The sequence below is a fragment of the Bacteroides oleiciplenus YIT 12058 genome (assembly GCF_000315485.1).
Taxonomy (GTDB): Bacteria; Bacteroidota; Bacteroidia; order Bacteroidales; family Bacteroidaceae; genus Bacteroides; species Bacteroides oleiciplenus.
On sequence record NZ_JH992948.1, the window covers coordinates 1 to 24,018 of the forward strand.

The following is a 24,018-nucleotide window of genomic DNA, read 5'->3' on the forward strand; positions in this document are numbered from 1 at the left end:
GTAACCATTCTATTTTCCGCCACGACAATTTTATCGGCTGTTTTTCAGCCGATAAAATAAAAATATCCGTAAGAAAATATTTTTGTTTTAACATTCCGATTGATAAAAACATGGCAGAAGGGCTTTTTTGTCGCAGTCCTTACCATGAAGAATACATTCAAACAAGTGCTTCAGGTAATCCTGAGGATCTATGTCATTAAGCTTACAGCTTTCTATCAGAGAAAAGATGAATGCCGAGTTTCCTGCTGCATCCTCACTGCCTATGTTCATACAGTTCTTGAGCAGCAGCTTTACAGGTTTCATCCTTTGCTCACAGAGGTTGTTCGATATTTCCGCCGCACCGTCCTTGAGGATATTTTTCAGGGATTTCCACTGGTTTATCGTATAGTTCACAGCCTTTCTCATCAGTTCGTTTGCCATGAGTTTAGTATCCTGCATCATCATGACCACCTTATGATGGATACGTTCAAGAATAGGTCTCGTAAGCTTAAGTCTTTTTTCCTTAATCTGCTCACCGCTGAGTTTCATTGTGCGGAACAAGTCTTCATTTCTGAACATATCACCGATAGGGTCTATTATATCCATCGCAGTTCTGTCTGATGGCAAGGCATCGACCCACAGCCTCCTGCAGTGTGTCCAGCATCCTATATGAAGCACCTTTGAGTCTTCTCCGTCGAACATCCTGTAAACCGTATATCCGTCTGTAGATACAGATCCCATAAAATGTTCAAGGAAGGTCTTTGCTACATCAGAGGCTCTGCTGCCGTTATTGTAATGATAGTAAACCAACTTGACATGCTTTGCAAAGAAAGCCCATAAATACTTTCTCCTGTAAGCCTTGCCTTCCGGTGTTTCAACTCCGACAAGCTCGGTCGTCTCGTCAACCATAAGGTATTTTGCCTGTTGTACAAACTCCTTGAAGACATCTTCCATAAACTCCCTAAGCCTGGAGATTCCGTTATGGATATAGCCGTTCAGCGTGGTATTGCTTATGTGGATGCCTTCTCTTGCAAGCAGTCTTATCTGTCTGTTCTCAGGCATACTGAAGTCATATTTCAGACAAAGCAGACGGGCAAGCAAATCAGGGGAAAAGATTCCTCCAAGGTTTTTCAAGGGATGCTCCATCGTGTTAGTGAAAGTGCCGTCTGCAAGCTTTACCCTTGCCACCTTGTACACATGCTCCACGTTATGAGCACGCACATGTTCTATAAACCTGTATTCCCACACATCAGCCATTCCGTTACGCTTCATAAGCCTTGCACCATCCGGGAGTTGGTAATAGTCTTCTATTTCATGAACAATTACCTTATCCACCTTTAGTCTGCTCTTTTCTGCACGGGGAGCAGTTTCCTTTTTCCTTGAAGGCCTGCAGTTCTGTGCAGGTACGTTACCGGAAGAGGTATTGCTGCCGGTACCGTTACCATCGGTCTTATTATCATCATCACCTTTCTTGCCAGAACCGTCGTACTCGGACTTCTCCATTGCAGACTTGTCAATGTTACGGTTGTTCAGCAGCCTTCTTTGCTCTGAGGTACGGCCGAAACGGTGTTTCCTGCTGCCCTCAAGCTGAAGCCTGAGATTGGATATCTCATTTGCCAGCATCATGTTCACCTCGTCTTTTGCCTCAAGCTGCTTTCTCATAAGTTCCATCTCTTTCCTGTAATGTTCAACCGTACTCGATTGCTTTTCGAGGGATTCTTTGAGGTCATTGATTGTATCAACCATAGCCTTGGAGTTCTCTTTGTTTGATTCTTCAATAGCCTTAAGCCTCGCAATCAGTTCGTTTACCTGTTTGCGAAGCCCTGCCTTTTCCTCATTCGCCAGACCCAGCTGGCAGCAAAGTAACTCGTATGCCCTTTCATCAATCATGATATAAAGGTACGAAAAATCAGGCAGTTACGCAAACTTTTTATCGTTTATTTTTGCATCATTTTGTTGATAATCAATGTATTAATATTAATCTTTCGGACTAACGTACATCTTGTCAACTACTATACTTTCAGTAAGATAGGCCATGTCCGACCATTGTATCCGGTAGCATTTGGAAACTTCATCAAACACAGGTTTCTTGAACTTTCCCATGACAGGACGTTTCTCGTAAAGCACATAAAAACCGCGTTCGTAATGAAGTATCTTAACGACCTTCCGGTTCCTGGACATGAACATATATACATTGGATGCATCGCTCGGGTCAAGTGACATCTCTTCCCTTATACTCTCACACAGACGGAAGATTCCTTTCCGCAAATCCACATTACCGTTAAACAGGTAATAGTTCAGGTTAGCACTCAGTCCAAGCATATCATCCTATCATTTTATTAAGCAACAGGCTCAAGTCAAGAACTGTGGTGTTTCTCAGGAACAGTGTGGCACCTGATGTCAATTGCAGTTTTACCCACTTAATCGGAGATTCACCTTCAGGTTGTTTCACCTCCAACTTTACGGTTGGACTGTTGCAAGGCTTGCCGGTTATCCGGACTTTGGCAACCTTGGGTTGCTCAACCTGAACTGTCTTGCCTAACTTTTCGCTCCATAGCTGATGACGCTGCCAGTTCATGAACTTGTCGTAATTTACTCCATAATCCGCACAGAACTCACGAAGATCCTTGGTCTCACTGCATAACTGATAGAGGTCATATACCTCCTGGTAGTTTACTTTTTCTTTTGCCATAATCATTGTTGTTTAAGGGTTACGGCGCAAAGGTAGGTTTAGGGAACATGCGTGTCAAGGCGGAAAATAGAATGGTTACAAGCATTAACTTTAAGGTGTTAAAAATAAACTTAATACCGGCGTTCTCATGTGCAAAGATACAACAAATAACGGAGTCAGTCAAGAGAAAAATCTTTTTTCTTTTCAAGACGTGCTTCCTGACAGGAAAATTCAGGTCGATTTCAATGCCCCGGACATCTCGTCCAATGGAGGACTGGTGCTTGTCGGTCTAATGAAAGACAGCATAGCGCGAAAGATAGCGCGCCTAATTCCGGATTATCGAAATCAACTTTTCGTACAGCATTCCTACGAAGAGATGGTCTGCCAGCGTGTCGGACAGATAATGTGCGGCTACGAGGATGCCAACGACTGCGACCGCCTGCGCCACGACAGTGCCCTTAAGATGAGCGTGGGCCGCAAGGCATCGGATCCCGGCCTGTGCTCACAACCGACGATGACACGGCTTGAGAATCATATTGACAAAAGGACCTTATGGAAAATAGCAGAACTGTTTGTCAAGGACTACATCTCATCCTTCGACAAAGCTCCGCGTAAGATTATTCTTGACGTTGACGATACAAATGCCAACACATACGGGGCGCAGCAGCTGTCGCTGTTCAATGATTACTATGACGAATACTGCTACATGCCGATGGTTATTTTCGACGGTATGAACGGCAAGCTGATACTTCCTCTACTGAGACCGGGACGACGCAACAAGTCGCTGAACATCTTCGGTATACTGCGCAGAGTCATTGAATACATCCATAAGGAATGGCCTCACACAATAATAGAACTCCGCGGGGACAGTCATTTCTGCAGCCATGAGTTTATGGACTGGGTCAAGACACATCTTTATGTGAGATTTATCACAGGGCTGTCGGGCAATCCTGCGCTTATGAAGAAAATCGACAAGCAATTGCGCCGTGCCAAGGGGGATTTCGAACTTCACCATGAGGATGTACGCCGTTACTACAGCTTTGAGTACAAAGCCAAATCATGGAAATACAGACAGAGGGTGATTGCAAAAATCGAAGTCTCCGACAAGGGTGTAAACGTCCGCTTCATAGTCACAAGCAACCGTAACAACAAGCCCGAGACAGTATATCGACGTTACTGTAAGCGCGGCACAATGGAGCTATGGATAAAAGACCTGAAGTATTTTCGAGCCGACAGGATGTCGTGCAGTTCTTTCAGAGCCAATATGTTCCGGCTGTTTCTATATGGCGCGGCATATGTGACCGCATACCGTCTCAGGTCGAAGGCTTTCTCCAATACAGAGGTCGGCGCCTTCACGATGGACAGCTTCATGAAGCGGATTATGCTGAGTGCCGTCTTCATAGTCGAAAAAAAGACTTTTATAAGGTTCAGCTTTTCCCCACACCATCGACACCTTGAAGCTTTGTCGCAAGCCTTGACGAGACTCTCTGCCTGACAAGTGGAATAATCTGAAATCAACCTGAGTCCGATTCTGTAATCGGACTTATAAGTCATATCCGCTCCATAAAAATGGACGTGATAATCAGACCTGAGCATGCCGAAATCAAGGCTTCGGACAGGATTATAACTCTACATCAAGCGGTCATTCGATGATAGACATTAGTTGGAGGCTTCAGATTGTCCCCATATCTGTTTTGATAACCTGAAATGAATCCACTATGAATAATGTAGGCTAAATACTTTCTTCATAATTTCGCTATACTTTTTATGGTTAATAACTATGTTTTGTATTGCTCTCACAACACTTACAACTTGAAGTGTTATTTGGAAACCGATAGGCAAAAATGGCTCAACGATGTCAATTAACGAGAAAATCCTACGATAATCTATCAAGTGATAGAGCAAAAGACGTGCCAAGTTAAATATGGCACGTCTTTTGCCAGTTTTGTCAGTCCTTTTATGGGATATACAACAGCGCAAACTCCGCCTTTCTCCGTTTGAGCAGCATGGCGTGGCGTTTTCCTTTGTAGTTGCAGAAGGCTATATACTCACGGTAGATGTTCCTGTCACCAGCTTCCAGCTTCTTGATTAAGGTGCTTTTGGGGATTGTTTTGCTGCCTAACAGCTTCGCCGGTCCCACATTGTAAGCTAACGTGCCAAGCAAAATCGAATCAACCCCGAATTTACGGAACATGGCGACAAATTTGCGCAGGTCTTTCCGCAAAAGTTCATCCGCATCCCGTTTTGTCATGGTTCGTGCCGAATACTTCTCGTTTGGCAAAAGTTTGTGACCCCAACCGACGTATGGGTAGTGTTTTTCTGAGTGCCAGCCTTCAAAGTAGCGGCAGCATAAAAAAGCACGTTCCATAAGCGGCAGTCGGTAGATTGCCGCCTGCCCGTCCGTTCCCTCTTGGCGGCTGATCTGCGCGGACACAGAACAGACCGTCAGAAGTGAACAGAGCATTGTCATGAATACACGCATCATTTCAACAAGGGGCTGAAGTTGCCGATGGGAACGATGGTAAGATCGTCGTCCTTTACATTCCTGTTGTTGAAGTCAAATTCCAGTTCGTAGGAGTTGCTAAAGTTATCCTCCACCACCACGATGAAATTATGCGCCTCATCACCCGCCGCCGTGTAGTACAGGCGGAATTTTTCGTTCTCCAGCAGGTAGCGGTCGTTAGGCAGGAAGGTGATGCCGTTATCCATTTTGAGCGAGCCTTCCCCCTCGAACTGGAAATAGCGGATGGTATAGAGCGTACCCGAAAAGTCGCCCTCCTTTTTCAGTTCACAGCGGATTTCCACTGTCTGCCCCTTTACTACCTTGTTCGGCACGGGCATGACCTCCACCGTGAAGGGATAGGACTGCTGGATGTCCATGTCATCGTCACATGACACGAGGGTGAATGACATGGCGGCTATCAGGCATAACGCCACTGCCTTGAATATTGATGTTCTCTTGTTTCTGTTGTTCAGTATGTTCATTGTTCTTCGATTTTTAGATGGTTGTTTTTCTGTTTTTTCGTTGTCAGTTGCAGGTACTCGTTCAAGTCCTTGCAACCGTCATAGAGGGAGGAACGGTCGGTGACACGTTCCCCGTATCGCATGGTAAGTGCGGCAAGCGTCCGCCGTCCGGCTTCGTCACGGTCGAGGAAGCAGCCGATGCGCCCGTATCCGTCCAGCAATCCCGCCGCCTTCTCCACGTTGGCGACTGAGTTCAGCACAAGACAGTCAGCGTTACCGGTTACACCAAGCGTCACGGCAGAGAGAAAGTCCATGAAGCCCTCGAACACGAGGCACTCGTCAGCCGGGATGTCATTCGCCTTTACCAGTGATACAGACTTCGGAGGTATGCAACCCTTGAAATATCGGCTTCTGACTTCATAGCCACCTGCCATGTTCGGAAAGCCAACGGCAAAATACCGTTTTCCACGCACACCGTAGTTCAAGCGGCAGCAGTGACGGGATGCGATGGCGTAAGGGATGCCCCGTTCCTCTAAATACTCCGTCAGCAGTGAGCGGAGCAGCGGAGCGACCTCCACATCCTCAAAAACGGATTCGGTCGGCTTCGAGAGATAGACGGGCTTTTCCCATCCGGCAACCGTCATATTGGCGGCTTCCGCTATGAACTTCGCTTGCTTCATGAAGTCATCGCTTTGCAGAAACTCCCCGGCAAGCGTGAAGATGTCGCCGCCCTTGCCCAAACCGAAGTCGTACCAGAGCTGTTTCGCCACGTTCACACGGAAAGAGGATGTGCGCTCGCCCCTGTACGGGGCAAGATACCACAGCTCGTTACCGCTCCTTCTGACAGGCTCATGCCCCAGCCGTGCGAGAAAATCCGCAAGCGGCATCCTTCTGACAGCATCTATTTCCGTCCTTTCCATGCCCGTGTCAGTTGATGATGAACTTGATACCGACCCCGAACTGCGTGTGGAACTTCCGTGTGTCGCCACCCCAAAGGCAACGCTCCCGCAGGTTGGCAAGCAGGGCGATACGGTCTGCCACGTAACACTCCACATCGAGCGTCAGCGCACCGCCGTAGATGAAGGCGTCCCGGTCGTGCAGCGTGGAGCCGTCATGCAGCACCTTCTTCCCCCAATTTACCGCCTCATATCCGGCGAGAGCCGAAGCCCCGGCATAGACGAAAACAATCTTTCGGGCGTCCGACAGTATCTTGAAGTAATAGCCGCCCTCCGCCGTGAACTGCGCCACGGGTATCTTGGTGTCCTTGTAGGGATTGTTCTTCAACAGGTATTCGCCACCGAACACCCACTTGTTCCCCTTCTTCGTGTAGGTGGAGAGAGCCGCCCCGAAGCTGTACCCGCCGTCCTTGCCGCCGAGATTGAAGCCGTCCGCCATGTCCGCCCTCACCTCGATGCCCTGCATCTTCGGCAGACACCGCTGGGCGTGCGCCTGCCCTGTAAAAAGGGCAAGCGACGCGATGATTATTGCGATGTACTTTCTCATGGTCAGCGTACTTGAAGTTCGTTGATGGTACCCGCGCGTACCAAATCCTCGTTCTCAATCACGAAGGACTGGTGACGGCCGCCGTTCTTCTCGTTCAATTCCACCACGAGGCACTTGTCATCGGGGATGGTGAACTTCGCCATCGTGAAGACCGTGCGCTCGCTCTTTTTGCCCGGCACGAGGGTGGCGTAGTTCTGCGCGCGGAGCGGCAGAATAATCTGCTCCTGCACGGCAGTACGCTTCGCAACCTTCTTGTCCACGATTTTCCAAGTGATGTAGTCCACATCGAAAGGCACGTTGCTCTGGTTCTTTATCTCCGTGTGGAAATAAAGCAAGCCGTTGTGCGTGTAGATGCCTTTCAACAGGTATTGGATGCCGAAACGCTTGCAGCCGATATGCTTCACCTCGCGCTTGTTCTGTTTGTGGATGGACTTCATGATAAGGCGCACCAGCATCGGGCTTTCGCTGCCCAGCTCTTTCAGATAGATTTCCTGCGCGTTGTTCGGGCGGTTCACCGTGCTGCCGTCATGGATGAAGTCGCACATCTCCACGTTGAGCAACAGCGGTTCGGCGGCGTACTTCACGTTGAAGGTGTAGAAACTGCCGTCCTCCGTGATGACGGACATATTCGTTTCGTTGGGAAAATTCCTTACGGTAGCCTTCACACGGATGATGTTCTCCGCTCCGTCGGCTTTCCCGGCAATCAGGTCGGGCGAGCCTAAATCGACATAGCGCACCTCCGCCGGAAAAATGACGTGGACGGTCTTGTCGTAGGTCACTTCCAGACCGTGCGGCGGTATCATGCGGTCGAAGGTCAGCTTGCGTGACAGCCCGTGATATAGGTCGCCGTCCGCCTCCTTCTGCGGATAGACCTCCTTCGTCAAGGTCGGTTGTTGGCTTTGCCTTCCTCCTCCTTGCGAGGCATAGTCAAGCGAGCTTGCCTCTGCTCTCGCTTCGTTCGTCGGTTCACTTCCGTTGGTCGTTTCAACGGTTACATTCTCCTGCGCGTTGGCAGTTATGATGCCCATAGCGAGGGCAAACATGATGATTACTTTTCTCATTACTTTTGGATTTTAGTGGTAATTTTTATTGTTTTCAATATTTTTCTTGGTAAAGCATGACCCTGTACCCGGCTTTCAGATGCACCTTGACGGTTCGCATCTTTTTGGCGATGTACTGGCTCGTGCCTTGTATCAGCCCCTTGCCCAAGTCGGAGGCGAGCTGCGCCCCGGCATTGGTGGAGATGTTGATGCTGCTTCCCAGCGAGCCGCCCATGTTGGCGGCGACCTCCCGGACGGCGTTCATCTCCATCGAGTTCGGGATGAAGATGCCGGGCTGTCCGTCCGTGTCATAGACCGCAAGCTCCACGGGGATAATCGTGCCGTCGTATTCCAGCGAGGTAATCTCGATGTCGAGCCGCTCACCCTGTATCTTGCCCGTGCCGACCACCACCGCACCCCGGGGTATTGTCCTGCCTGCCACCGCCATAGGCTCCAGCAGGCGCAGCCTTACCGTCTGCCCGTCCGTCACGCTCTGCGCCCCATGCACGCACGCCGGTATGGTGTTCCTGTCCAATACCTCCGCCGTGCCGACAGCCGTGTTGAAACCCCGGTTGCGTTCCTGCGATAAGGCGGCGACAAACTCCGCGTTACTCATAGGCTGTGAGAGTGAAGAAACTACTTGATGCTCCACCTGTCTGATAGGCATTGCCTTGTTCTTCTTCCCTTTCTGCACGGTAGTTGGCTCTGCCCTCTGTTCCGCCGATGGCTGTCCTCCGTTCTGACCGCCCATGTACTTTGCCGCCAGCTCGTAGGACTTCTCCATAAGAGCCACCTGCTCGTCCATAGAGGAAGCCTTGCCCCTCTCGCTTTCCAGTTCCGACTCCAGCGATGCGATGCGCTCCAACAATTCGTCCATCTCCGCATTGTCGTTTTTCGGCTGGTCGTAGAAGTTTCCGAGCGTGGCGTTCAGGTCACGGTAGGCGGCTGCGGAGGACTGGATGGTCTGCGGCGTGGCTGGCTTTGCCCTTTCTTCCTTGCCGCCCGGATTGGCGAGGTCGAAGTCCACTCCGTTCTCCGTTCCCGCTATCTCGCGGTCGAACATGTCGCCCAGCTGCCCGATGGCACGGTTGCGGCTCTCCTGACGCTCTTCCATCTCCCCATGCTCGTAGGCTTTCAGCTTGTCGCCGATAATCTGCCGGTTCGCCTTGTCAGCGTCGGGCATCTCGGTGTTGTATCCGTCCGTTCCCGGCGGTTGCTCCTTGCCGGAGGACGGGGCGAATATCAGCCACATCGCCCCGATGAACACCAACACCATAGCGGGCAGCACGATCATCTTCTGCCGTTTCAGCCGTTGCGCCTCTGTCAGCGGTTCGCGCTCCTTTTTCGGTTTCCCCGTTTCGGGAGCAGCTTTGTTCTCTTTCGTCGGTTCATTCTTTGTCTGTTCCATATAAATAAGGTGTTAAGTGATTGCCTGTTTCCGCCGGGGTCGGCAGTTCCACCCGTCCGGCGTGTCCCGTTTCCATATGTGAGCCGTCGTTCCTGCCGATGTCATAGACGGCTCTGCCGAAGGTGTAAAGGGCAAGCACCGCGAAGGCGGCGAACATCCCCAGCACGATGCGGCGGCGTGTTTCCGGCGGCAAGCCGTCCAGATACCCTTTGAGACTTGCCGCCAAGCGTTTCCGTTTGTCGTGGAGTTTCCAATACATGCCCCACATTGATTTTCTGATACTTTTCATGTCCTGTTACCGTTTGATAGTCTGTAAATCCTTGTTCTCAATGATGGTGAAACCCTCGATGGTAAAACCGTTCGGGTTGTCATCCGACCGCGATGCGTTCAGCAGGCGGCAGGTGGTCACGAGGCTGCGCTCGGTGACGTTGCTCTGCCGGATGATTTTCTGTGTGGCGTAGGTCACGGCACGGTAGGGATAGGCGTTGAAGTCGCACACCACGCTGTCCACCTTCAGCACTTGGTTGATGTTCCCGGCGATGATGCGGTTGTAGTACCCCTTCTCCGCGAAGTCCGAATAATAGTGGTACACGCTCTTGTCCGCCAGCAGCAAGGCACGTTTCACGTTGTGTTCAATCGCGCTTTTTTCAGGTGATAGCGTGAAGAACATCTCGTGGAAACGGCGCACATGTTCCCGTGCCTCCGCCGGGCGGTTCTGCGACAAATCCTGAGACAAGGCGAGCATCAGGCTCTTGCCGTTGTCCAGCACATAGATTTTCTCCCGTTGCTTCTCTGCGAAACGGTAGGAGTTCCACACGCTCCACACCGTCACCACGGCGCACAGCGAGAGGAAGACGATACCGAACAGGCGTATCTGCCTGAACGACGATTCGATGTTTCTAAGTGATTTGAATTCCATTTATATTTTCCAATTTATGATTGCACATTGATTATTTCAGCAATTTGCCGACACGTCCGACTGCGTTTCCTGCGGCTGCACCCGCCACGCTGCCCGCCATGCTTCCGGCTCGTCCCGCCATCTGGTTCACGTTGCGACCGTAACCGCCCATGCCTCCGGCTTGGATAATCCAGCCCGCAACGGTGGGAATGGTAAAGTAGCCGATGATGCCGATGCAGAGGAATACGATATACACCCCGTCGCTCGAATCCAGCGAGAAGTTCGGGTCTGCCTGCATCCGCTCGATGTCGTTTTGCAGCATCAGAACCTGTATCTTCGCCAGTATGGTGCTGAACATGTCCGATACCGGTAGCCACAGATAGACCTGTATATAGCGGCATATCCACTGCGTGAGCGTGTTTTGGAAACCGTCCCATACCGACAGGGCGAAGGCTATCGGACCGAGAATCGCCAGCACCACGAGAAAGAAGGTGCGGACGGTGTCTATCACGAGGGCGGCGGCTTGGAACAGCAGTTCGAGTATCTCGCGGAAGAAGTCGCGGATGCTCTTCTTCATGTTGTACATTCCCCGGTCGATATACATTCCCGCCATCGTCACCATGTCGGAGGGCGACCAGCCGAGTTCCTCCAGTTGCTTGTCAAATTCCTCGTTGGACACGAGGTAGGCGGTTTCGGGGTTGCGTACCATCGCCTCGTATTCCAGTTTGTCCTTCTGCTCCCGGTATCGGTTCATGTCCAGCGTTTCCGCCTCCAGCATCTTTGCCGTGCCCTGTACGACGGGTGAGAGGATGCTGTTTATCGTGCCCAGCACCACAGTCGGGAAGAACATGATGCACAGACCGATGGCAAAAGGACGGAGCATCGGGAATACGTCTATCGGTTCAGCTCTCGCCAGCGACTGCCATACCCGGTAGGCGACGTAGAACAGCGCACCCAGCCCGGCGATGCCTTTCGCCACACCAGCCATGTCCCCACACAGCGGCATCATCTGCTCATAAAGTGAACGTAAAATCTGATGAAGGTTGTCGAACTTCATAGGCTACCAGTATCTTTCGTTCATGTTCCCGTACAGCCCCATGATGCGGTCGAGGTCGTTCTTCTTTTTCGCACGCAGGTAACTCACGGAGATGTTCTTGTTCGTGTAGTAGCTCACGAGGTTGCGGTAACGCTTCATCTTCGAGTGGCAGCGTTCCACCACGTCCATGCGCTCCTTGTCGGTCATGGAGAGCGTGGTGATGTTCACCACGTTCCTGAGTTCCGTCAACACTTCGTTGCTTTCCTCCAGCAGTTTCGTGTAGCCGAAAGCGATTGCGGAAAGCTCTTCGGGTCTGAAATTCCCGTCACGGAGCATCCGTTGGAAACTGTTCACATAGATGTCTGTGATGTCGCCCACCATCAGGATGGTCTGCTGCACCTTGCGGGCGTCCTTGACCAGATTGTTCACCGATTTGAGGGCATCGTAATACTTCTTGCCCTGCTGATAGATTTTCACCGTCTCCTGAAAGTTGCTCACCATGTTCGTGGCGGTCTTGGAGGTATGGATGATGTTTTTGGAGGCATTGATGATGCCCTGCGCTAGATTGCCCGGATCGCTTACGACCCACTGTGCGCTTGCCCTGCCCGCGAAAAGCAGGCACAGGCAGATAATCATTGTTATTCTTGTTCTCATGTTACTTTGGATTTTAGTGGTTGTTATTCTTCGGTCGGATGTCCCGGCTGCGGCTTCACCCGCACATAGTCCCCGTTTGGCGAGAAAGTCAGCACATCCGTGGCCTCGTTGTAGGACACGTCGATGCGGAAGCCGGTGTTCATGAACAGGTTGCCGTTCTCCTCCTGCAAGAGATAGGTTTCCGGCTTGAGCTTGCGGCGCAGACCGCTACGACGGAACACCGTCACTTTGTAGGCTTCGCCCTCCTTGTAGATAAGCACGTCAGGTTTTCCCTCCACGCTCTCCCAGTTCCCGCACAGCATGTCGCGGCGGTTGTCGGCCACGTCGCAGGATTGCAGCATCATGACCGCCAATCCGATAAGGCACTTGCTGACTTGCAGCATTTTCACTTTTGGTAAATTCATACGCGTTTTTCTTTTTTGGTTGATACATTCTGTTTTTTAGTTATTCCTTGTTTCTCCGCCTTTCGGCAAGCTGCCGGATGGCGGCTTCGATGTCGTCGCCCAGCTTCTCCGCCAGACGGTAAACCTCCACTTTTTCCGTTTCCTCGGTGGTGTACGCCAGATACTCTTCCGCGCTGACCTCCGTGGCATAGACCGCCGACTGCGTGCCGCCCAAGCCTATCCACACCTCCTTGTAGAGCCGTGAAGGGTTGTTCGCCATGTTGATGGAGAGTATCTGCGACTTCTCCTTTTCCGTCAGTCCGAGCAACGCCTGTATCTGGTCGAACTTGTTCATATATTTCCTTTGGTCAAGCAGGATTTTACAATCCGAGTTGTTGATAATGCTCTCTTTGACCACCGGAGAACTGATAATGTCGTCCACCTCCTGCGTCACCACGATTGCCTCGCCGTAATATTTTCTGACCGTCTTATACATATAGCGCAGATATTCAGCCATGTTCGCCGATGAGAGGGCCTTCCAAGCCTCTTCCACGATAAGCTGTTTCCGCACGCCTTTCAGCCGCCGCATCTTGTTGATGAAGGCTTCCATGATGATGATGGTCACGACGGGGAACAGTTCGCGGTTTTCTTTAATCGAATCTATCTCGAAGACGATGAACCGCTTGCCGAGCAGGTCGATGTTCTCCGTGGAGTTGAGCAGGAAATCGTAACGCCCGCCCCGGTAATACTGCCGCATGGTGGTGAGCATGTTGTCGATGTTGAAGTCGGACTTCTCCACCTTGATGTCACGCTGTGCCAGTTCCTTGCGGTAGTCGTCACGCATATACTCGTAGAAGGTGTTGAACGACGGCACGATGCTACGGTCGGATTGGATGCGCTCAATATAGGCACTCACGGCACTGCCCAGCTCGCCGCTCTCCGTCTTTGTCACCTTGTCGTCCTCCGACTTCCAGAGCGTCAGCAACAGGGTCTTGATGCTGTCCTTCTTCTCCACGTCGAAGATGTAATCGTCGGTGTAGAACGGGTTGAAGCTGATGGGCTTATCTTCCGTGTAGGTGAAATACACACCGTCCGCTCCGCCTGTCTTGCGTCGGATCATGCCGCACAAGCCCTGATAGGAGTTTCCCGTGTCCACCAATACCACATGTGCGCCTTGCTCATAATATTGGCGCACGAGGTGGTTCATGAAGAAAGACTTGCCGCTGCCCGAAGGACCCAGCACGAACTTGTTGCGGTTGGTCGTGATACCTCGCTTCATGGGCAGGTCGGAGATGTCAAGGTGCAGCGGTTTTCCCGTGAGCCTGTCCACCATCTTGATGCCGAAGGGCGAGAGCGAGCTGCGGTAGTTGGTTTCCTCTGTGAACAGGCACACCGCCTGTTCGATGAAGGTGTGGAAACTCTCTTCCGCCGGGAAGTCCGCCGCATTGCCGGGTATCGCCGCCCAGTAGAGTGTCGGGCAGTCGATGGTGTTGTGGCGCGGCACGCATTCCATGCTTGCCAACTGGCTGCCCACGTCGTTCTTGATATGCTTCAGTTCCTCCGCATCGTCGCTCCACGCCATGACGTTGAAGTGTGCCCGTACCGAGGTCAGTCCGTAGGAATGGGCTTCGTTCAGGTATTGGTCTATCCACTCGCGGTTGATGCTGTTGCTCCTTGAATAGCGAGATAGCGACTGCATGTTACGGGCGGACTTCTCGAACTTCTGCAAGGTTTCCTCACTGTTGTCTATCAGCACATACTGGTTGTAGATATGGTTGCAGGAGAGCAGAAGCCCCACCGGGGAGGCGAATGACAGTCGGCAGTCACTCCGGTCGGTGGAGAGCTTCTCGTAACGGGTGTCGGTAGCCACCTTGCCCGGCAGGTCTTCCGCGTCGGAGAGGGTGTGCAGACACAGGCGGTTGTCGCCGATGCGCATCTCCCTTGCCGAAAGCTCGATGTCCTGCAAGGTGGTGTCACCTTCCGGCATGAGCGAGAAGTAGCGTTCAATAAGTCCCGTCTTTCCCTCAGTACCCACAATCTCATCGGTGGAGAGGCGGCGCAGCCTGACAAGCCCGCTGTCGTTCATGATGCGCTCGAACTGTTCGCAGGCTTCCAAGAACTTGGTCGTGGTTTCCCTGTCCAGCTCCTTCGGGATGATATGTCCCCGGCACAGCGTGCTGAAATTGCTCTGCATCCGGTTACGCTCCTTTGTTGTCTTGGTCAGGTAGAGGTAGCAGGTGTGTTTCAGGTACGGACGCTCGTTGAAGTGACGCTCGAAAGAGCGGCTTAAAAAGCTCATGTCGTCCTTCTGAAGCTCCGGTTTGTAGCGTTCCTTGATGAACCAGTCCTGTTTGTGGACGACGGAGTAGTCCGGCAGCACCTTGATAGCCTTGCACCAGCAACTGTGTATCGCCTCGTACTCCGCACCCGTCACGGTGTAAAGTTCCGGTAGTTCCACCTCGAAAGCCACCGTGATGTCGGCGTCCTTTGAGATGATGCAGCCATGCTCCACCGCTAAAAGTGGGAACCTGTTTTCCAGTGTTGTCATTTTCGATGTATTCCTCATTGTCTTTCTTCCTTTCGTTGTCGTTTGAACAGACGGGTTATCCGCCGCCGGTTGATAAGGTATCGGGGATGGCTCCGTGCCGCTCCTAATTTCATCAGCCCGTGTTCACCGTACCGGGCGTTCAGCGCGAAGGTCTGCCATACAAGGAGGGAGGACGATGCCGCGCCGAAGCCGATACATATCCACTGGTCGATACCGACCATGTAGAGGATGACGAACAGGACGAAGAGAGCCAGCAGACCTCCGCAGAAGATGAAGAGGTACTGTGCCTTCAAGCCCTTGAACTCTACCGGACGGCCGATACCCTTGTTGATTGGGTATTCAGCCATACATTATTTATTAAAGGAAGAATGAGCGCAGGATGGTGGCGGCAACAATCAGGAAGATGCACGCGCCGAACCACGAGGCGGCTGTCTTGCTGGTGTCGGGGTCGCCCGATGAAAACTTGCCGTACACTTTTACGCCCCCGATAAGCCCGACGACTGCACCGATGGCGTATATCAGTTTAGTTCCGGGGTCGAAATAAGAACTCACCATAGAGGTGGCTTCGTTGATGCCCGCGATGCCGTTTCCCTGCGCGAAAGCGGAGGCGGTTGCGGCGATGACAAGTGCCGCGGAGAGGATTGCTTTTCTGTTTTTCAAGATGTTCTTGTTCATAAACTGTTCTTGTTTTTTGCCGTCAAAAGGGTGGATGGTCCTTTGTCGGGCGGTTGATACTTTGTTTCTTTACTTTGGTTTTAGTGGATGCCCGTTTGTTTCCACGGACGTGGGCGTGTCCGTTGCGGATGGGGATGCGCCTTGCGTTTCCTCGCCGCGTGGGTTGATGTCATTCTTTCATGTTCATTTCTTTTATTGTTGTCATACATAGTTGCGAATGTCGAACTCCTCGATGTTGTCCGGCACGACGAACTCCTTTTCAGATTTCTTCAGCCGAATCTCGATAAGCCCCTTGATGCGGATGCCTATCTCCGAAGAGCCTTCCATCATTTTCTCGTACAACTCCGTGCCCTCCATGTCGGTGAACACCTTAGCCGCCTTTTCACGTTCCGCCTGTGTCGCGTCCGGGTTTTTGGCGGTCTTGCAGGCGTCGTCAATCTCGTCAAAGCTGCTGCCCGAAGCCCGTGGCGTGTCCGAGGCGTCCTCTTCCGGTTCGTCGTCCCCGTATCCCAGTTCCTCCGGCGGTATGCTCGTGAAGGTCTCATCGAGTTTTTCCTCCGGGACTTGTGCCGGGCGGGATGCGTTTCCCGTTTTTCCGTCGTCAAAAGTAGCCTCTTCCTCCGACAGCTCAATGCCTTTTTCAATAGTGGCGGCTTCTTGCGTCGGTATGGCAGCGGTTGTCCGGGTGGATGCCATCCTGAAACGGCTCTTGCCGATGATGTCCGCCTTTTCCGCAGGGACTTCCTCGTGTGCCGCTATGCGTTTAGCCTCATTCCCGTCCAGTGACCGCCATAATCCGACAATGCCCTTGAAGAAGCGGACAATCCGCGTGTCCATGATGCGCTCGTAAAGGAGCAGGAACAGGAACCAGAGGTTGCAGCCGACCGATACCGCCAGCAGAATGTCTGTCATGCTGATTGTGTAATTCATATCCTTCCGTTTTTGGTTAGAATACTGAATTGTAATTTCGGGCATAAAGGCTCTTTATCGCATCTTCGCACTGGTTGAAGTGGTGCGTCAGCACATGGTCGATGTAAGCGGACAGCGTAAGCCGGTCATGCCCGATTACACGGGTGATACGCATGATACGCTCGTGGTACTCCGGGCGCACATACGCCATCTTCCCCTCACGTGCCTTTACTTCCGGGTCGCGGATGAACAGGCGTTCATAGTCCTTCTCACTGCATTTGCCGCTTACCGGGACAGGCGACAGTATTTCCACACTCGCCTGCACTTGGGTAAACATACCTCCGCAGTCTTGCTGTGGTCTTTTTTCATTCGGTGTCATTTCTTTTTCCATTTTCAAATCAGATCTTCACGTTGTTTCTTGTACAGTTCGTTGATTCTCTCCTTGTGCTGTTCCAGATGCTGGCGCAGCACGGTATCCACATATCCGCCTACTGAGATTTCCCCTCCGGCGATGTCGTTCACGATTCTGAGGATCTTGCCGTGGACGTCACGGCTGATATAGACACATTGGCGGGTCTTTATCTCGTTGCGGCGCAGGAATAGCTCGTTGTAGTCCTCGTCCTGCCTTTTCCGGCGTCCACTTTCCCTCTGCGCTTTTTCCCGTGTTACGGGTTGCACAGGAGATGGTTCCGGTGCGGCGGTGTCCTCTTCGGTCGGTGCAGCTGCGGGTACTTCCTGTGCGGGGCGCAGTGTCCCGTCCTGTGTGCGCCGCCCGATGGAGGCTAACAGCAGTTCCTCGTCGATGCCTTCCGTGTTCACTTTCCTGCTGCCCATGCTCACTGCGGTCTGATGATGTCGCTTATCTCTTCGGAAAACTCCCGGATGCCACTCCCTTTCAGCAGTGCCGTGTCCATCGGGAAGATGGTGGAGCGGAAAACGCTCTTGCGCTCTTCCGAAAGGTCACGGCGGAACTTCTTGCTGTCGGGCAAGCGGGTGGAAAGTACCGGAAAGCCCATTTCGGCTATCACTTCCTCGTAGATGCCGTACAAGTCGTTCCTCTCCCTGCCGTCCACCATCGTCCAGAACAGATGCAGCCCCTTTGTTTTCGCCTGTCCGGTAGTCATCAGCCTGTCGCGGAACATCGTGACGAATTTCAGGGTACTCTCCACGACAAAGCGGTCGGCACTCAGCGGAGTGAAAATGTAGTCCATCTGCGAGAGCGTCTTTATCACGCCGTTGCTTCGGAGTGTGCCGGGCATGTCGAAGAACACCACGTCGGGTTTCACGTCCTCAGTGGCAATCATCCTCTCGGCATCGTCGAGGGCGTTCACCGCATTGCTTTTGACGATGGTGTAGGCGTTCTTTTTGATCCGGCGAAAATGGTCGCAAGCGAGAGCCTTGAAGTAGGTGCTGCTGTCGATAAGCCCCATTTCGTGTTCGCGCAGCCCGTGGATGCTGTGCTGCGGGTCGTCGCAGTCCACGACGGCGACATTGTAGCCTTTCACGTTGTGCAGGTAGCTGGCGGCAAGTGCCGTGACAGTGGATTTGCCGATGCCACCTTTCTGTGTTGCGAATGCAACGAAGATTTCCTTACTCATAGTTCCATTTATTTTAATTGTTGAAGATTTCTTTTTCTATTTATATGCGGATTTGGTTGCTACATTATCCGCTTCAGTGAACAGACACATGGGCGGGTCATCGCGTATCCGGTTCTGTGGTGAAGCGGTGCGGCGAACAAGTGATGAATGACGACACTGCGTCATGAAGTCATTGAATCCATACGTCACCGAATTGTCGGAGAACCGGGTTTCCGACGGTTCGGGTATCCGTTTCGGCAAGTATCCGAAGAAGCGGATTTCCGGGTATTTGAATGTTCCTTTTCTCATATTTTCAAATCGTTCGTTTCTTGAATCATGCTGCAAATAAACAAGTATATTTTGGAACCTGTATCACTTCTCCGGCAAGTGGCAGCACGTTGCGCCGGTTGGCAGTCATTGACCGGGTCAAGCATCTGTCCAATACAGCTTTAAGGGCGTAACTTTGCCCCCGGACAGCAGGGTTCGCCGATGGTGCGCGGCCCGGAGTCCTGAAAGGTATCTTCCCATCCGTCCCCTGACGGATTTTTATGTTCACCTGAACATAGCAAGGTATGTTTTCAGCCGCTCAAAATATTTTGAGCATCCCGGAAAACGCCTTGCCCTTGCAGGGGGCGGGCTTTCCCTCCGAAGTCGGGAAGCCTTTCAAAACTGCGGTGCTGTAATCCGAAGCGGCGGCTTATGCCGTCAATCCGCTAAATCCAAAGTAATATGAAAGAGAAAAGGAAAAGCAAATCAGGGAGAAATCCCAAACTTGATCCGGCGGTGTACCGTTACACCGTCCGTTTCAATGAGGAGGAACACAACCGTTTCCTCGCCATGTTCGGAAAATCGGGTGTCTATGCACGGTCGGTTTTCCTCAAGGCGCACTTCTTCGGACAGCCGTTCAAGGTGCTTAAGGTGGACAAGACGCTGGTGGACTATTACACCAAACTGTCGGATTTTCATGCACAGTTCCGTGCCGTGGGTACGAATTACAACCAAGTCGTGAAGGAACTGAGGCTGCATTTTTCAGAGAAAAAGGCGATGGCGTTGCTCTACAAATTAGAGCAACACACCGTCGAACTCGTGAAACTGAGCCGCCGGATTGTGGAACTTTCAAGGGAAATGGAGGCGAAATGGTCGCAAAAATCAGTGTAGGAAACTCGTTGTACGGCGCGATTGCCTATAACGGGGAGAAGATTAACGAGGCGCAGGGGCGGTTGCTTACGACCAACCGCATCTACAATGACGGTTCGGGAAAGGTGGACATCAACAAGGCGATGGAGGGTTTTCTCACCTTCATGCCGCCACAGATGAAGGTGGAGAAGCCGGTGGTGCATATTTCGCTCAACCCGCATCCGGAGGATGCGTTGACCGATGCGGAATTGCAGGATATAGCCCGCGAGTATCTGGAAAAACTCGGTTTCGGCAACCAGCCTTATCTTGTTTTCAAGCACGAGGACATCGACCGCCACCACCTGCACATCGTGACGGTTCGGGTGGACGAGAACGGGAAATGTATCAGCGACAAGAACAACTACTATCGTAGCAAACAAATCACCCGTGAGCTGGAGAAGAAATACGGGCTGCACGATGCGGAGCGCAGGAACCGCCGTCTTGACACGCCGCTAAGCAAGGTGGACGCATCGGCAGGCGATGTGAAGAAACAGGTAGGCAACACCGTGAAAGCTCTGAACGGGCAGTACCGTTTCCAGACGATGGGCGAATACCGTGCGCTCCTTTCCATCTATAACCTGACGGTGGAGGAAGCGAGGGGTAACGTGCGCGGACGGGAATATCACGGGCTGGTCTATTCCGTCACGGACGGCAGGGGCAACAAGGTGGGCAACCCGTTCAAGTCCTCGCTCTTCGGGAAGTCCGCAGGCTATGAAGCCATGCAGAAGAAGTTTGTACGTTCCAGATCGGAGATTAAGGACAGGAAACTGGCAGACATGACGAAACGTACCGTTCTTTCCGTGCTGCAAGGCACTTATGACAAGGATAGGTTTGTTTCCCAACTTAAAGAGAAGGGCATCGACACCGTACTGCGCTACACGGAGGAAGGGCGCATCTACGGGGCTACCTTCATCGACCACCGCACGGGGAGTGTGCTGAACGGTTCGCGCATGGGCAAGGAGCTTTCGGCGAATGCCTTGCAGGAACACTTCACCCTGCCATACGCCGGACAACCGCCGATACCGTTATCCATCCCTATGGATGCTGCGGACAAGGCACACGGACAGACCGCATACGACCGTGAAGACGTATCGGGCGGAATGGGCTTGCTCACTCCCGAAGGTCCGGCGGTAGATGCCGAGGAAGAGGCTTTCATCCGGGCGATGAAGCGCAAAAAGAAGAAAAAGCGCAAGGGCTTGGGTTTGTAATCGGAGTATCAACAATTAAAAAATCAATGTATGTCACAACAAGAAGACGATTTGAGGGCATTGGCGAAAATCATGGATTTTCTGCGTGCCGTGAGTATCATTTTAGTGGTCATGAACGTGTACTGGTTCTGCTACGAAGCCATCCGGCTATGGGGCGTGAACATCGGTGTGGTGGACAAAATCCTTCTGAACTTCGACCGCACGGCGGGGCTGTTCCATTCCATTCTGTACACGAAACTGTTTGCCGTCCTGCTGCTTGCCCTGTCCTGTCTGGGTACGAAAGGGGTCAAGGGCGAGAAAATCACTTGGGGAAGAATATGGACGGCACTCGCCGCCGGATTCGTGCTGTTTTTCCTCAACTGGTGGATACTGGCTCTGCCGCTGCCGGTTGAAGCGGTGACGGGCTTGTATATCCTTACCATCGGCACGGGCTATGTCTGTCTTTTGATGGGCGGGCTGTGGATGAGCCGCCTGTTGAAACACAATCTGATGGAGGATGTTTTCAACAACGAGAATGAGAGTTTCATGCAGGAAACGAGGCTCATCGAAAGCGAGTATTCGGTCAATCTGCCCACACGCTTCTATTACAAAAAGCGTTGGAACAATGGCTGGATCAATGTGGTGAATCCCTTCCGTGCGTCCATCGTGTTGGGTACGCCGGGCAGCGGCAAGTCATACGCCGTGGTAAACAATTTTATCAAGCAACAGATTGAAAAGGGCTTCTCGATGTATGTATATGACTTCAAATTCAGTGACTTGTCCACCATAGCCTACAACCATTTGCTGAACCACCCGGAGGGCTACAAGGTGAAGCCGAAATTCTATGTGATCAATTTCGACGACCCGCGACGCTCACACCGTTGCAATCCCATACACCCGGATTTCATGGAGGATATTACGGACGCTTACGAGAGTGCCTACACGATAATGCTTAACCTCAATAAAACTTGGGTGTGACCTGAAAAGTCACGTAATTGATTGTTAAACAGCAATGTATATTGCAAGATTTAACCCGCTGTTCCGTCAGCGGTAGCCTACTATAAGGTGCATCTCCAGTGATGGGTTGTGCTAAGCTTATAGGACAAAGTACACTTTCCGAAAGGACAAGACTGAACCGTGAGGGAACGTCAAGGGCGGTTAGTATCATACCGTCGAGTGGCGAGGCTGGATAGCATGGTTAACGTAATGTGAACTGACTTTAGCCGTCGTAAGGTTTGAAGGAGCGCAAGATACTTTAGCTCTCACCAAAAGGTAAGCAGTCGGATAACCCTCGCCCATGTTGGGGTTACACGGACATAGCACTGCCGGCGGACTTGGCAGAACCTAAACTATCCGTTTGTCAATTGCGTGGAACAGGGCAAGCCTGTATCTCTCTCGTAATAATGCGAGTAAGCGAACCGCAAGGCAAGCCGAATGGGGTGCAGGTATGAGATAACGGAGAAAGCGAATGCCGCCCTGTAATGGGGAGGATACGGATTGAACCAACATCACGAGTTAATGAGGGTAACATCATCCGACACGAAAGTGGGCAGACTTCCGTATATGGTAACTCTTTACAAGATAACTTTTAGAACTTTCAAAAGGAGGAAAGCAAATGAACGAGATTAAAACATCGTGTGCGCCTGCTGACAGCAGGAATCTGACTTGGGACGGTATGAACTGGTCTAAGTGTGAAACCTATGTCCGAAAGCTACAAGCGCGTATTGTAAAGGCTCAGAAAGAAGGCAGACATAACAAGGTGAAAACCTTGCAGTGGATGCTTACCCACTCTTTTTACGCCAAGGCATTGGCAGTAAAGAGGGTTACTTCCAACAAAGGGAAGAATACGTCTGGAGTAGATAAACAGCTTTGGGACTCTCCCAAGCGCAAGTACAAAGCAATCGGTGAACTTAGACGTCGTGGCTACCATCCACAGCCGCTCCGTAGGGTTCACATCAAGAAAAAGAACGGTAAACTCCGACCGTTGGGAATACCGACCATGAAAGACAGGGCGATGCAAGCATTATATCTCATGGCATTGGAACCGATAGCCGAAACGACAGGCGACCGTTTTTCTTACGGCTTCCGAAAGAAGCGCAGGACAATGGACGCAATTCGTCAGATTGATACGGTTCTAAATCGCCAGCATTCCCCCGAATGGATTTTGGAGGGAGATATTAAGGGTTGCTTCGACCACATCAGTCACGGCTGGCTTATTGAAAATATCCCTATGGATAAAACAATACTCAGAAAATGGCTGAAATGTGGAGCTGTATTCAATGGTAAACTGTTCCCGACAGAAGAGGGTACACCACAAGGAGGTATCATATCACCGACACTTGCAAATATGGCACTTGACGGACTTCAACCACTCTTGGCTGAAAGATTCAAAAGACGTTTCATCAACTATAAGACATTCCACTACAAAGTGAATCTTATCAGGTATGCGGACGACTTTATAATCACAGGTCGAGATAAGGAATTATTGGAAAACGAGGTCAAACCAATGGTGATAGAATTTCTCAAAGAAAGGGGTCTTACCTTATCCGAAGAGAAAACTACCATTACGAACATATACGATGGATTTGATTTCTTAGGTTTCAATGTAAGGAAGTTCGGCAAAAGGCTGTACACATCTCCGTCCAAAGATGCACAGAAACGCTTTAGGGCAAAAATCAGTGACATCGTTAAAGGACATAAAATGTGTAAGCAGGAATCGCTGATACGAATGCTCAATCCTGTGATAACAGGTTGGGGAAACTATTACCGATATGGTGCATCAACCAATGCTTTTCACGGTTGCGACAATCACATTTACAACCTCACAAAGAAATGGGCTTTACGTCGCCACCCAAAGAAACGCAAGTCTTGGGTTGCAGATAAGTATTGGCATGAAATTCGGGGGCGTAAATGGACGTTTGCATGGAAATATGAAACAAAAAGCAAGAAAGTGAACTACCTGACCCTTAAAAGGTTGTCGGATATACATTATACTCCGTACAAGCAAGTCAAGGGGGAGGCAAACCCTTTCGACCCGGAATATGATGATTATTTCTTTCAGCGAAAGGAGCAACAAATGCTGGAATCTCTCAAAGGACGTAAGTCACTCTTATATTTATGGAACAAGCAGAAGCGGACTTGTCCGTTATGCGGCAAGGAGATAGATTGTACAAAAGCATGGAACGTCAATGAAATATCTGTTGGTGGTTCAATTGTACGGCAACTTGTCCATAACAACTGCTACAAGCGAAATAAACGAAACTGTTGAAAGTATGAGCCGATTTCTAACAACAAATAGAAATATTGAGTTGCTTGAGCCGTATGAGGGGAAACTCTCACGTACGGTTCTTAGGGGAGAAGGGGGCAGTAATGCCCTTGACTTACCCGATGTGTGACCTGAAAAGTCACGT

27 protein-coding genes and 1 pseudogene are annotated in these 24,018 nt (G+C 51.3%); 5 read left to right on the forward strand and 23 right to left on the reverse strand.

The features are described from left to right. Positions 1-87: 87 nt before the first annotated feature. The 3 genes from tnpC to HMPREF9447_RS26795 form a co-directional block, all read right to left on the reverse strand. Positions 88-1,869 (reverse strand): IS66 family transposase, encoded by a 1,782-nt coding sequence (gene tnpC / locus HMPREF9447_RS26785; protein WP_009131420.1) that lies wholly within the window; start codon positions 1,867-1,869, stop codon positions 88-90. A gap of 87 nt (positions 1,870-1,956) precedes the next feature. After that, positions 1,957-2,301 (reverse strand): IS66 family insertion sequence element accessory protein TnpB, encoded by a 345-nt coding sequence (gene tnpB, locus HMPREF9447_RS26790; protein WP_009131421.1) that lies wholly within the window; start codon positions 2,299-2,301, stop codon positions 1,957-1,959. A 1-nt stretch (position 2,302) separates the two neighbouring features. Beyond that, positions 2,303-2,671, reverse strand: a complete 369-nt coding sequence (locus HMPREF9447_RS26795; RefSeq protein WP_009131422.1) for a hypothetical protein — start codon at positions 2,669-2,671, stop codon at positions 2,303-2,305. Between the two features lie 127 nt (positions 2,672-2,798). Here HMPREF9447_RS26795 and HMPREF9447_RS26800 point away from each other — a divergent pair, with 127 nt between their 5' ends. Continuing rightward, positions 2,799-4,145 carry an IS1380-like element IS616 family transposase gene (locus HMPREF9447_RS26800; protein ID WP_004295325.1) on the forward strand — a complete coding sequence of 449 codons (1,347 nt, stop codon included), beginning with the start codon at positions 2,799-2,801 and terminating at the stop codon, positions 4,143-4,145. A 462-nt stretch (positions 4,146-4,607) separates the two neighbouring features. Here HMPREF9447_RS26800 and HMPREF9447_RS26805 read toward each other — a convergent pair whose 3' ends face one another. The 20 genes from HMPREF9447_RS26805 to HMPREF9447_RS28870 all read right to left on the reverse strand — a co-directional run bounded on the left by HMPREF9447_RS26805 (position 4,608) and on the right by HMPREF9447_RS28870 (position 18,801). After that, entirely contained in the window at positions 4,608-5,135 is a 528-nt protein-coding gene (locus HMPREF9447_RS26805) for a glycoside hydrolase family protein (protein WP_004291526.1), read from the reverse strand. Next, positions 5,132-5,635 (reverse strand): DUF3872 domain-containing protein, encoded by a 504-nt coding sequence (locus HMPREF9447_RS26810; protein WP_004291525.1) that lies wholly within the window; start codon positions 5,633-5,635, stop codon positions 5,132-5,134. Before HMPREF9447_RS26810 ends, HMPREF9447_RS26805 begins: the two co-directional genes overlap by 4 nt. Further along, positions 5,632-6,534: a toprim domain-containing protein gene (locus HMPREF9447_RS26815; protein WP_004291524.1), complete on the reverse strand. Its 903-nt coding sequence runs from the start codon at positions 6,532-6,534 to the stop codon at positions 5,632-5,634. Before HMPREF9447_RS26815 ends, HMPREF9447_RS26810 begins: the two co-directional genes overlap by 4 nt. A 7-nt stretch (positions 6,535-6,541) precedes the next feature. Further along, on the reverse strand, positions 6,542-7,117 hold the full coding sequence (locus tag HMPREF9447_RS26820; RefSeq protein WP_004291523.1) for a conjugal transfer protein TraO: 576 nt from the start codon (positions 7,115-7,117) through the stop codon (positions 6,542-6,544). A 2-nt stretch (positions 7,118-7,119) separates the two neighbouring features. Further along, a complete protein-coding gene (gene traN, locus HMPREF9447_RS26825; RefSeq protein ID WP_009132785.1) occupies positions 7,120-8,178 on the reverse strand; it encodes a conjugative transposon protein TraN in 1,059 nt (352 codons plus the stop codon). A gap of 34 nt (positions 8,179-8,212) precedes the next feature. Further along, positions 8,213-9,565, reverse strand: a complete 1,353-nt coding sequence (gene traM, locus HMPREF9447_RS26830; protein WP_004291521.1) for a conjugative transposon protein TraM — start codon at positions 9,563-9,565, stop codon at positions 8,213-8,215. Then, complete coding sequence (locus HMPREF9447_RS28970; protein ID WP_018697145.1) at positions 9,546-9,833, reverse strand: TraL conjugative transposon family protein; 288 nt, start codon at positions 9,831-9,833, stop codon at positions 9,546-9,548. The genes traM and HMPREF9447_RS28970 overlap by 20 nt, the downstream gene beginning before the upstream one ends. 27 nt (positions 9,834-9,860) lie before the next feature. Continuing rightward, positions 9,861-10,484: a conjugative transposon protein TraK gene (gene traK, locus HMPREF9447_RS26840; RefSeq protein WP_004291519.1), complete on the reverse strand. Its 624-nt coding sequence runs from the start codon at positions 10,482-10,484 to the stop codon at positions 9,861-9,863. A gap of 31 nt (positions 10,485-10,515) precedes the next feature. Continuing rightward, positions 10,516-11,520, reverse strand: a complete 1,005-nt coding sequence (traJ, locus tag HMPREF9447_RS26845; RefSeq protein WP_004291518.1) for a conjugative transposon protein TraJ — start codon at positions 11,518-11,520, stop codon at positions 10,516-10,518. 3 nt (positions 11,521-11,523) lie between these two features. Further along, the gene (locus HMPREF9447_RS26850; RefSeq protein ID WP_004304283.1) at positions 11,524-12,153 is read right to left on the reverse strand and encodes a DUF4141 domain-containing protein; all 630 of its coding nucleotides are present in this window, start codon (positions 12,151-12,153) and stop codon (positions 11,524-11,526) included. 23 nt (positions 12,154-12,176) lie between these two features. Further along, positions 12,177-12,557, reverse strand: a complete 381-nt coding sequence (locus HMPREF9447_RS26855; protein WP_004291516.1) for a DUF3876 domain-containing protein — start codon at positions 12,555-12,557, stop codon at positions 12,177-12,179. Positions 12,558-12,597: 40 nt separating this feature from the next. Beyond that, positions 12,598-15,102, reverse strand: a complete 2,505-nt coding sequence (locus HMPREF9447_RS26860) for a TraG family conjugative transposon ATPase (RefSeq protein ID WP_004291515.1) — start codon at positions 15,100-15,102, stop codon at positions 12,598-12,600. Beyond that, positions 15,099-15,431, reverse strand: coding sequence for a DUF4133 domain-containing protein (locus tag HMPREF9447_RS26865; protein WP_004291514.1), 333 nt, complete (start codon positions 15,429-15,431; stop codon positions 15,099-15,101). Before HMPREF9447_RS26865 ends, HMPREF9447_RS26860 begins: the two co-directional genes overlap by 4 nt. Before the next feature lie 10 nt (positions 15,432-15,441). After that, positions 15,442-15,759, reverse strand: coding sequence for a DUF4134 domain-containing protein (locus HMPREF9447_RS26870; protein WP_002560983.1), 318 nt, complete (start codon positions 15,757-15,759; stop codon positions 15,442-15,444). Between the two features lie 201 nt (positions 15,760-15,960). Continuing rightward, positions 15,961-16,689 carry a hypothetical protein gene (locus tag HMPREF9447_RS26875; RefSeq protein ID WP_004304280.1) on the reverse strand — a complete coding sequence of 243 codons (729 nt, stop codon included), beginning with the start codon at positions 16,687-16,689 and terminating at the stop codon, positions 15,961-15,963. A 16-nt stretch (positions 16,690-16,705) separates the two neighbouring features. Continuing rightward, positions 16,706-17,059, reverse strand: a complete 354-nt coding sequence (locus HMPREF9447_RS26880; RefSeq protein WP_004291505.1) for a DUF3408 domain-containing protein — start codon at positions 17,057-17,059, stop codon at positions 16,706-16,708. A 2-nt stretch (positions 17,060-17,061) separates the two neighbouring features. Next, the gene (locus HMPREF9447_RS26885; RefSeq protein ID WP_004291503.1) at positions 17,062-17,502 is read right to left on the reverse strand and encodes a DUF3408 domain-containing protein; all 441 of its coding nucleotides are present in this window, start codon (positions 17,500-17,502) and stop codon (positions 17,062-17,064) included. 2 nt (positions 17,503-17,504) lie between these two features. Next, positions 17,505-18,266, reverse strand: a complete 762-nt coding sequence (locus HMPREF9447_RS26890; RefSeq protein ID WP_004304276.1) for a ParA family protein — start codon at positions 18,264-18,266, stop codon at positions 17,505-17,507. Positions 18,267-18,302: 36 nt separating this feature from the next. Next, positions 18,303-18,554 (reverse strand): hypothetical protein, encoded by a 252-nt coding sequence (locus HMPREF9447_RS26895; protein ID WP_044138798.1) that lies wholly within the window; start codon positions 18,552-18,554, stop codon positions 18,303-18,305. Positions 18,555-18,579: 25 nt separating this feature from the next. After that, positions 18,580-18,801, reverse strand: a complete 222-nt coding sequence (locus HMPREF9447_RS28870) for a hypothetical protein (RefSeq protein ID WP_167549140.1) — start codon at positions 18,799-18,801, stop codon at positions 18,580-18,582. A gap of 173 nt (positions 18,802-18,974) precedes the next feature. Here HMPREF9447_RS28870 and mobA point away from each other — a divergent pair, with 173 nt between their 5' ends. The 4 genes and pseudogenes from mobA (at position 18,975) to ltrA (ending at position 23,876) form a co-directional block, all read left to right on the forward strand. Then, positions 18,975-19,403, forward strand: a complete 429-nt coding sequence (gene mobA, locus HMPREF9447_RS26900; RefSeq protein ID WP_004291488.1) for a conjugal transfer protein MobA — start codon at positions 18,975-18,977, stop codon at positions 19,401-19,403. Beyond that, positions 19,382-20,629, forward strand: coding sequence for a conjugal transfer protein MobB (gene mobB / locus HMPREF9447_RS26905; protein ID WP_004348454.1), 1,248 nt, complete (start codon positions 19,382-19,384; stop codon positions 20,627-20,629). Before mobA ends, mobB begins: the two co-directional genes overlap by 22 nt. 30 nt (positions 20,630-20,659) lie before the next feature. Further along, positions 20,660-21,583 (forward strand): annotated as a pseudogene (locus tag HMPREF9447_RS26910) (YWFCY domain-containing protein); the annotation flags it as partial. Between the two features lie 640 nt (positions 21,584-22,223). After that, positions 22,224-23,876, forward strand: coding sequence for a group II intron reverse transcriptase/maturase (gene ltrA, locus HMPREF9447_RS26915; RefSeq protein WP_005647529.1), 1,653 nt, complete (start codon positions 22,224-22,226; stop codon positions 23,874-23,876). Positions 23,877-24,018: the final 142 nt, after the last annotated feature.

What these genes read in the sequence shown, in the direction of transcription:
- HMPREF9447_RS26875 (WP_004304280.1), bottom strand. Translation starts at nt 16,689, where the DNA reads ATGAATTACACAATCAGCATGACAGACATTCTGCTGGCGGTATCGGTC.
- HMPREF9447_RS28970 (WP_018697145.1), bottom strand. Translation starts at nt 9,833, where the DNA reads ATGTGGGGCATGTATTGGAAACTCCACGACAAACGGAAACGCTTGGCG.
- HMPREF9447_RS26795 (WP_009131422.1), bottom strand. Translation starts at nt 2,671, where the DNA reads ATGGCAAAAGAAAAAGTAAACTACCAGGAGGTATATGACCTCTATCAG.
- tnpB (WP_009131421.1), bottom strand. Translation starts at nt 2,301, where the DNA reads ATGCTTGGACTGAGTGCTAACCTGAACTATTACCTGTTTAACGGTAAT.
- traN (WP_009132785.1), bottom strand. Translation starts at nt 8,178, where the DNA reads ATGAGAAAAGTAATCATCATGTTTGCCCTCGCTATGGGCATCATAACT.
- ltrA (WP_005647529.1), top strand. Translation starts at nt 22,224, where the DNA reads ATGAACGAGATTAAAACATCGTGTGCGCCTGCTGACAGCAGGAATCTG.
- HMPREF9447_RS26820 (WP_004291523.1), bottom strand. Translation starts at nt 7,117, where the DNA reads ATGAGAAAGTACATCGCAATAATCATCGCGTCGCTTGCCCTTTTTACA.
- HMPREF9447_RS26800 (WP_004295325.1), top strand. Translation starts at nt 2,799, where the DNA reads ATGTGCAAAGATACAACAAATAACGGAGTCAGTCAAGAGAAAAATCTT.
- HMPREF9447_RS26860 (WP_004291515.1), bottom strand. Translation starts at nt 15,102, where the DNA reads ATGAGGAATACATCGAAAATGACAACACTGGAAAACAGGTTCCCACTT.
- HMPREF9447_RS26865 (WP_004291514.1), bottom strand. Translation starts at nt 15,431, where the DNA reads ATGGCTGAATACCCAATCAACAAGGGTATCGGCCGTCCGGTAGAGTTC.
- HMPREF9447_RS26895 (WP_044138798.1), bottom strand. Translation starts at nt 18,554, where the DNA reads ATGAGAAAAGGAACATTCAAATACCCGGAAATCCGCTTCTTCGGATAC.
- HMPREF9447_RS26890 (WP_004304276.1), bottom strand. Translation starts at nt 18,266, where the DNA reads ATGAGTAAGGAAATCTTCGTTGCATTCGCAACACAGAAAGGTGGCATC.
- HMPREF9447_RS26850 (WP_004304283.1), bottom strand. Translation starts at nt 12,153, where the DNA reads ATGAGAACAAGAATAACAATGATTATCTGCCTGTGCCTGCTTTTCGCG.
- traM (WP_004291521.1), bottom strand. Translation starts at nt 9,565, where the DNA reads ATGGAACAGACAAAGAATGAACCGACGAAAGAGAACAAAGCTGCTCCC.
- HMPREF9447_RS26805 (WP_004291526.1), bottom strand. Translation starts at nt 5,135, where the DNA reads ATGATGCGTGTATTCATGACAATGCTCTGTTCACTTCTGACGGTCTGT.
- HMPREF9447_RS26810 (WP_004291525.1), bottom strand. Translation starts at nt 5,635, where the DNA reads ATGAACATACTGAACAACAGAAACAAGAGAACATCAATATTCAAGGCA.
- mobA (WP_004291488.1), top strand. Translation starts at nt 18,975, where the DNA reads ATGAAAGAGAAAAGGAAAAGCAAATCAGGGAGAAATCCCAAACTTGAT.
- HMPREF9447_RS26855 (WP_004291516.1), bottom strand. Translation starts at nt 12,557, where the DNA reads ATGAATTTACCAAAAGTGAAAATGCTGCAAGTCAGCAAGTGCCTTATC.
- HMPREF9447_RS26885 (WP_004291503.1), bottom strand. Translation starts at nt 17,502, where the DNA reads ATGGGCAGCAGGAAAGTGAACACGGAAGGCATCGACGAGGAACTGCTG.
- HMPREF9447_RS26870 (WP_002560983.1), bottom strand. Translation starts at nt 15,759, where the DNA reads ATGAACAAGAACATCTTGAAAAACAGAAAAGCAATCCTCTCCGCGGCA.
- tnpC (WP_009131420.1), bottom strand. Translation starts at nt 1,869, where the DNA reads ATGATTGATGAAAGGGCATACGAGTTACTTTGCTGCCAGCTGGGTCTG.
- mobB (WP_004348454.1), top strand. Translation starts at nt 19,382, where the DNA reads ATGGTCGCAAAAATCAGTGTAGGAAACTCGTTGTACGGCGCGATTGCC.
- traK (WP_004291519.1), bottom strand. Translation starts at nt 10,484, where the DNA reads ATGGAATTCAAATCACTTAGAAACATCGAATCGTCGTTCAGGCAGATA.
- traJ (WP_004291518.1), bottom strand. Translation starts at nt 11,520, where the DNA reads ATGAAGTTCGACAACCTTCATCAGATTTTACGTTCACTTTATGAGCAG.
- HMPREF9447_RS26880 (WP_004291505.1), bottom strand. Translation starts at nt 17,059, where the DNA reads ATGGAAAAAGAAATGACACCGAATGAAAAAAGACCACAGCAAGACTGC.
- HMPREF9447_RS26815 (WP_004291524.1), bottom strand. Translation starts at nt 6,534, where the DNA reads ATGGAAAGGACGGAAATAGATGCTGTCAGAAGGATGCCGCTTGCGGAT.